This is a genomic window from Chamaesiphon sp. GL140_3_metabinner_50 (assembly GCF_025361915.1).
Taxonomy (GTDB): Bacteria; Cyanobacteriota; Cyanobacteriia; order Cyanobacteriales; family Chamaesiphonaceae; genus Chamaesiphon.
Window position 1 is genome coordinate 1 of the sequence record NZ_JANYJC010000056.1, and the last position, 6,467, is coordinate 6,467.

A 6,467-nucleotide genomic window follows, 5' to 3' on the forward strand; every position below is an offset into this window, starting at 1 on the left:
GAAATTGCCGCGATCGGGGGCGAAATGAATGCGATGGAATATCGCAGTAAAACTGGAGAATTGCTCAATCATATCGACTTAATGCCGCTGATCGATCGAGTTGGGCAGCGTCCGTATCCAGTCGCTCGTCGGGATTTACAAGCGATGCTACTCGCCGCATTTCCTGGGCAAGTGTCTCTCAACTATAAATGTATCGACTTTGAAGAATCCGAGACTGGTGTAACGGCGATCTTTGAAAATGGTCATCGTACCAGCGGTGACTTAATTATTGCCGCCGATGGCATTCGATCGCAATTTCGCAAACAGATTCTCGACGAACCTGTCGAACCCAAGTATGCAGGGTATATTAACTGGAATGGATTGGTACCCGCTGATGAGAAATTAGCACCGAAAAATACCTGGAGCATCTATGTCGGCGAACACAAACGGGCTTCACTAATGCCTGTGGGCGACTCGCGCTGTTATTTCTTTTTAGATGTACCGCTCTCACCCGACAACTCCGCCGAGCCAGCCGACTATCAAGCCGAATTAAAGGAGCATTTTCGAGGCTGGGACGAACCAGTTCAACAACTAATCGAGCGACTTAATCCCGCCGAAACCGCTCGGATTGCCATTCATGATATGGGGCCGATCGATCGCTACGTGCGTGGGCGAGTGGCACTTCTGGGCGATGCGGCTCATGCGACTTGCCCCGATCTCGGACAAGGCGGTTGTCAAGCCCTCGAAGATGCCTGGGTACTGAGTAATTACTTAATCGCGACGAATATCAGCGTACCAGATGCCCTCAAACGCTATGAATCCGAACGTAAAGAACGCGCTAACGCTGTAGTTGCTAAAGCGCGTCAACGTGCCGAACAAATTCACGGGTGCGATCCTGATATAACGCTGGCTTGGTATCAGCAATTGAAAAATGAGCCGCCGGAACATGTCACTGGTGCGATCGCTAAAACTATTTTAGGTGGCCCATTGCGATGAAAACTGTGTATACACTTTCTATTTAGAAGCGAAACCCCTAGAAATCCCCCTAAAACCCCCTTTTCAAGGAGGACTTCAAAGCCCCCTTGAAAAGGGGGTTGGGGGATTAAGATCTCAAAACGAAGTCCATCCGACTTGTGTACACCTAATTTCCAACTATGTCCGGTAAATTAACAACTCACGTTCTAGACACAGCCCACGGCTGTCCCGCCGCAGGAGTTGAAATAACCCTGTACTCGATCGCATCTCCATCAGCAAATCGCACCTTAATTACCCAAGTTTATACCGATCGAGATGGACGTACCGCACAGCCTTTACTTGCCAACGGCGACTTAAAAATTGGTGAATACGAGCTAGTGTTCGCGGTGGGCAGTTATTTCGATCGTACTCAGGCTAATTTACCTAAACCAGCATTTCTCGATCGCATTCCCATTCGCTTTCAGATTGCCGATCTTAACGCTCATTATCATATACCCCTATTAGTTTCGCCGTGGTCTTATAGTACTTATCGAGGCAGTTAGTTTAATTGATAATTGATAATTGAGGTGTAAAAATTAGATGATTTATTCCCTTAGTCAAATTAATCGGATGGATCGACCGCAATTTATTCAAGCATTGGGTGAAGTTTTTGAACATACACCAACGATCGCCGCGCAAGTATGGTGTCAACGTCCATTTATGTCGATCGAGGATTTACATCAGAAGATGATGGAGATCGTATTTAGCTTTGAAGTGAAGCAAAAATTGGCTCTAGTGCGCGCTCATCCCGATTTGGGCAGCAAAGTCAAAATGGCAGAATCTTCGGTACAAGAGCAATCAGGGGTTGGCTTGGATCGGTTGAGTGCGGATGAATATACCCAGTTCCAAAAACTCAATCAATCTTATTTAGAAAAGTTTGATTTCCCCTTGATTATCGCCGTTAAAAACCATACTAAATCGAGCATTTTAGCAGCATTCGATCGCCGCTTACAGAATTCAGCCGATGCAGAATTAACTACCGCGATCGAGGAAATTAGCCAGATCGCCCGGTTTCGCTTGTTTGCAATTATCGATTCCCCTTCTGCTGAGGCAGACGCTGTGCCTACGGCAGGCTTCGCCAACGCGAACGGGGACGCTACGCGAACGAGTTGAAAGTCAAGTATTTTAAACAATTATTTCTATGACAGTTATATCATCACCGATTCTCAGTGAATTAAAAATCGATTCAGCTAGACTCGATCGCAGCCTAGTCGAACTAGCAGAAATTGGCAAGTTACCCAAAGGTGGCATCAGTCGCGTGGCGTTTACACCTGAAGATTTAAGCGCGCGTCAATTGGTGCAGACTTGGATGATAGCAGCCGGAATGACCGTAAGGACAGACGCGGCTGGTAACATTATCGGTCGCTATGAGGGTTTAAATCCACATGCAGGTGCGATCGCGACTGGCTCGCATATCGATACCGTGCCAACTGGTGGGATTTATGATGGTTGTTTTGGGGTGCTGGCGGGGATTGAAGTAGTGCGAGTTTTGCACGATCGATCGATCCGACTGTACCACCCGATCGAAGTAATTGTCTTTACCGATGAGGAACGTTCGGTAATTGGCTCGAAGGGGATGGCGGGGGAAGTACTAGAAGATGCCAGCTATTATGCCCGTTTGGATGGTACCCCGATTCAGACATGTCTCGATCGCATTGGTGGCAATTGGTCGCAAATTGTCACCGCCAAACGTCAACCCAGCGAGATGGTGGCGTTTGTAGAGCTACACGTCGAACAAGGTGGTGTCTTAGAATATCTAGATAAACCGATTGGGATAGTGACTGGAGTTGTCGGGCAATACCGATTTGCCGTCAACGTTATCGGACGTGCCAATCATGCTGGCACCACACCGATGAATATGCGGAAAGATGCGCTAGTTGCTGCTTCCGAAATCGTGCTAGCGGTGAATAAAATTGCCCGATCGATCGATGGCGACCAAGTTGCCACTGTCGGCTACCTCAATGTATCGCCCAATGCCACTAATACGGTGCCTGGAATGGTCGATCTGCGGATCGACATGCGAGATTTATCTGAGGAACGTTTACAACTGCTGACGGCGAACCTCAAAGCCGAAATTGTCAACATTGCCAGAACTACCGAAACGGCAATTTCGATCCAGCAAACGCTTCATATTCGCCCCACATTAGCAGACCCCCAAATTATGAGATCGATCGAGGGCGTTTGTCAAAACATGGGGCTGGCTTACACCCACATGCCCAGCCGCGCGGGACACGATGCCCAAGAAATCGGTCGGTTTACAGCTATGGGGATGATTTTTGTCCCCAGTCGCGCGGGAGTAAGTCATTCAGCAGACGAATATACGTCGCCTGAAGAATGCGATCGCGGTGCTAATGTATTGCTACAAACTTTTCAACAACTCGATGATTTTTATCTAAAAAAACGATTGCCAAAAGTTGTTTAACCTCAGCAATTACCCTCCGGGTGACTGTACGGCATTCCAAGTAGTAGCCGCAGTAGTTACTGCCTGCTCGACGGTTTTTTCGCCTAATATTGCCGCTTGCAGATTTTCGTAGATCGCTTTCTTGAGGACGTTTATATTTTTTAATGGTGGAATTAATATCTCCGATTGAGATAACTGTTCGGCACTAATCGACTTACCGCGATCGAGCGGAGAAGTATCGTTATTACCTGCTAATTTAGTCTGATAATCTGCTACTGCTTTGACATTTGATGGCAATGTATCTGATGCTTGAGCGAAAGCTAATTGATTGGCGGTGTTGGTAATAAAGACGGCAAATTTAACGGCAGCATCGGGCATCTTAGTAGTGCGAGGAATAACCAGATTCATTACCGCTACGCCTTTTTTACCAGTTTGCCCTGTAATTTGGGGGGCGACACCAGAAACCTTGCCAATTTGGGGCGCATTTTTGACGATCGTTTCGATGAATGGTGCCCCAGCAAAGAGCATCGCAGTTTCGCCAGCTTGATAGAGTTGGATGCCCTGCTGGTGTCCCTGAGTGAGGGCTTCCTTGGGCAGTAAGCCTTGTTTGTAGAGATCGACCCAATATTGAAAGGCAGCTCTACCAGCGGGGGTATTAAAGGCCGCCTTGCCCTGTTTGTCGGTCAGTTGCACGCCCATTTGCACCATCGATTCGAGGACATCGTTGGTATCTTCAGCGACGAAGGTGGTAAAGAAGGCATATTTACCTGTCTTTTCTTTAATTTGTTTGGCAGCTTGGGCTAATTCTTGATAGGTAGTTGGCGGCTTAGGAATACCCGCTTTGGTAAATAGTTCTTGGTTGTAAATAGTAATATTAGTAGTGAGATACCACGGCAAACTAAAAGCTTTGCCATTAATGGTGCCAGCCTGCCAAATACTAGGGATATATTCTCGATTCTCGCCTTTAGTTAGCAGTGGATCTAGATCCAGCCAAGCATTTCTGGCTGCGAGTTGAATCGCAAAATCAGGATTGAGATTGACCACATCGGGGGCAGTTTTCGCACCCATCGCAGCTTGAATTTTGCCCTGCATCGCCCCCCAGGGAACATCTACCCAATGAACTTTAATCCCCGGATTAGCAGTTTCAAATTTACCGATCGCATCCTTAAAATACTCGTTAAACTTGGGCTGAAGTTGCATCGTCCAAAATTCTAACTGTGGTGTTTTGGCACTAGGAGACTTCAGACAACTTACCACTCCAGTCAGGAGCAATCCTAACAAACCACAAATCACAAACCGACGCAAATTAGCAATCTTGACCATTAGTTCTCGCACCCATCGATCGACATCAAAATATTATCAGCCATTACGGCGATCGGGGGAAGGTTTTAGGTTTTAGGTTTTAGGTATTAGGTTTTAGGTTTTAGCCCTGTAGGTTGGGTTTCATTCTTCAACCCAACACACATAGCCACAGGATCGACGATCTTTTTGTGCCCTGCATTTACCTACCCTTAAATCTCGATCGCGTTACAATTCGTAAAGCAGCATATACCTGACTACCCTCACCAAACATCATGACAGTTGCCTATCCTCGCAAATTCAACAACAGTCTTAGTGCCAGAGATATCTTAAAACGTGTAGTCAGCGATCGAGAAATTCACCTAATTACCCTCAATCGTTACCGCTATAACGAGCAACGCAGTTGCAAAGATCTTACCGAATTAATCGAACAACTCAACGGCAATCCGCCAGAATTAACTCGCGATCTTTCCCATCATATCAGCGACGAATCCCGCCATGCACTGTGGTTGACCGATCTAGATCTATTAGTCGAGCTGGGTGGCCCAATTGATACCCCGCCAGGAGTATAATATATCGATGAATTCGATCGGTCGATCGATCGCGAAACCTACACTACCGCCGAAGATGGTGTAATTGCCGCGCTAGCTGCAATCAACGTTACCGAAAAACGCGGTTGTGAAGTTTTCTCAGCCCACATTCACGCGCTCAAAGCAGCTCCCCAAACCGCAGAAAACATTAAAATTCGGGAAACGATCGAAAAAATCTTCCCCGAAGAAGCCGGACACGTTCGTTGGGGTACCCGCCAACTAGCCAAAATCGCCGCTAAAAGTCCCCTCCATCGTCAAAAAGTCGAAACCGCCAAACGGAAATTTGTCGCCATCGAGCAAGCGGCATACGAATCGGGGATGGACATCATGTTTGGAGCCGAATTGCGTCGAGTCAACAACTTGATGGATGTCGTCAACACGTTCCCAGAGTGGGAACGTCCTCAATATCTCATGGCGCGCCTACCCGAAACCATCCTCGATCCCGAACTCCAAAAAGTTCGCATCACCGCCGCTCAAAAAGCCTGGAATCGCGATCCTCAAGCTTTTGTGACTAAGTTTATTCCGATGTTTTTGGGTAATTCGATGAAGTAGATGGGAGATGGGATATGGGAGATCGGAGTTCGGAGTTGGGAGTTCGGAGTTGGGAGAGCTATTGCTCTAACCAACCTACAGATCCGCTACCCTCTTCTATTTCTTATCTCCCATCTCCCATCTCCCCGCTCCCATCTAATGAGAAATCCAATCGCTCCAGCTCCCTGGATACAACTTACCGCCAGAGATTCCGGCTAATTCTAGCGATAATAAATTCACACAAGCCGTCACCCCCGAACCGCAATAGACTATCGGTGCTAGATCCGGCGAAATTGCCGCCCAGCGTTGTCGTTGTGCCTCAATGGGTAAAACGAATCCTTCAGGCGTAGACACGCCTTGCCAGGGATAATTGACCGCACTGGGGATATGTCCGGCGACGCGATCGATCGGTTCGGTGTTGCCCAAATAGCGATCGGGTTCGCGCGAGTCGATGAGAACGTGTGCCGGGGAATTTTGGATCGATCGAACTTTCTCGATATCCACGATCGCATCCGACTGAATTTCGGGCTGAAAATTACCAGCAGCCGCCACTATAGGTACCTCATCAGTCACGGCATAACCAGCCTTAACCCAATTAGTATAACCACCATCGAGCAGCGCGACCCGCTCGTGTCCGTAATAGCGCAACAGCC

Annotated in this window: 6 protein-coding genes and 1 pseudogene; 5 read left to right on the forward strand and 2 right to left on the reverse strand. The window is 47.7% G+C overall.

Annotated features, from left to right (window positions below):
* The 4 genes from Q0R35_RS02770 to Q0R35_RS02785 form a co-directional block, all read left to right on the forward strand.
* Nucleotides 1-975, forward strand: a 975-nt coding sequence (locus Q0R35_RS02770) for an FAD-dependent monooxygenase (RefSeq protein ID WP_295614238.1), incomplete at its 5' end; no start/stop codon positions are given.
* A gap of 158 nt (nucleotides 976-1,133) precedes the next feature.
* A complete protein-coding gene (uraH, locus tag Q0R35_RS02775; RefSeq protein ID WP_295614241.1) occupies nucleotides 1,134-1,496 on the forward strand; it encodes a hydroxyisourate hydrolase in 363 nt (120 codons plus the stop codon).
* A 37-nt stretch (nucleotides 1,497-1,533) separates the two neighbouring features.
* Nucleotides 1,534-2,106: a 2-oxo-4-hydroxy-4-carboxy-5-ureidoimidazoline decarboxylase gene (gene uraD / locus Q0R35_RS02780; RefSeq protein WP_295614243.1), complete on the forward strand. Its 573-nt coding sequence runs from the start codon at nucleotides 1,534-1,536 to the stop codon at nucleotides 2,104-2,106.
* A 28-nt stretch (nucleotides 2,107-2,134) separates the two neighbouring features.
* Nucleotides 2,135-3,415, forward strand: a complete 1,281-nt coding sequence (locus Q0R35_RS02785) for a Zn-dependent hydrolase (protein ID WP_295614246.1) — start codon at nucleotides 2,135-2,137, stop codon at nucleotides 3,413-3,415.
* A 9-nt stretch (nucleotides 3,416-3,424) separates the two neighbouring features.
* Here Q0R35_RS02785 and Q0R35_RS02790 read toward each other — a convergent pair whose 3' ends face one another.
* The gene (locus Q0R35_RS02790; RefSeq protein WP_295614248.1) at nucleotides 3,425-4,717 is read right to left on the reverse strand and encodes a sugar ABC transporter substrate-binding protein; all 1,293 of its coding nucleotides are present in this window, start codon (nucleotides 4,715-4,717) and stop codon (nucleotides 3,425-3,427) included.
* A gap of 251 nt (nucleotides 4,718-4,968) precedes the next feature.
* Between Q0R35_RS02790 and Q0R35_RS19470 the strand changes: the two are divergent.
* A pseudogene (locus Q0R35_RS19470) lies at nucleotides 4,969-5,835 on the forward strand (ferritin-like domain-containing protein).
* Nucleotides 5,836-5,970: 135 nt separating this feature from the next.
* Here Q0R35_RS19470 and Q0R35_RS02805 read toward each other — a convergent pair.
* Nucleotides 5,971-6,467, reverse strand: a 497-nt coding sequence (locus Q0R35_RS02805) for a sulfurtransferase (protein WP_295614254.1), incomplete at its 5' end; no start/stop codon positions are given.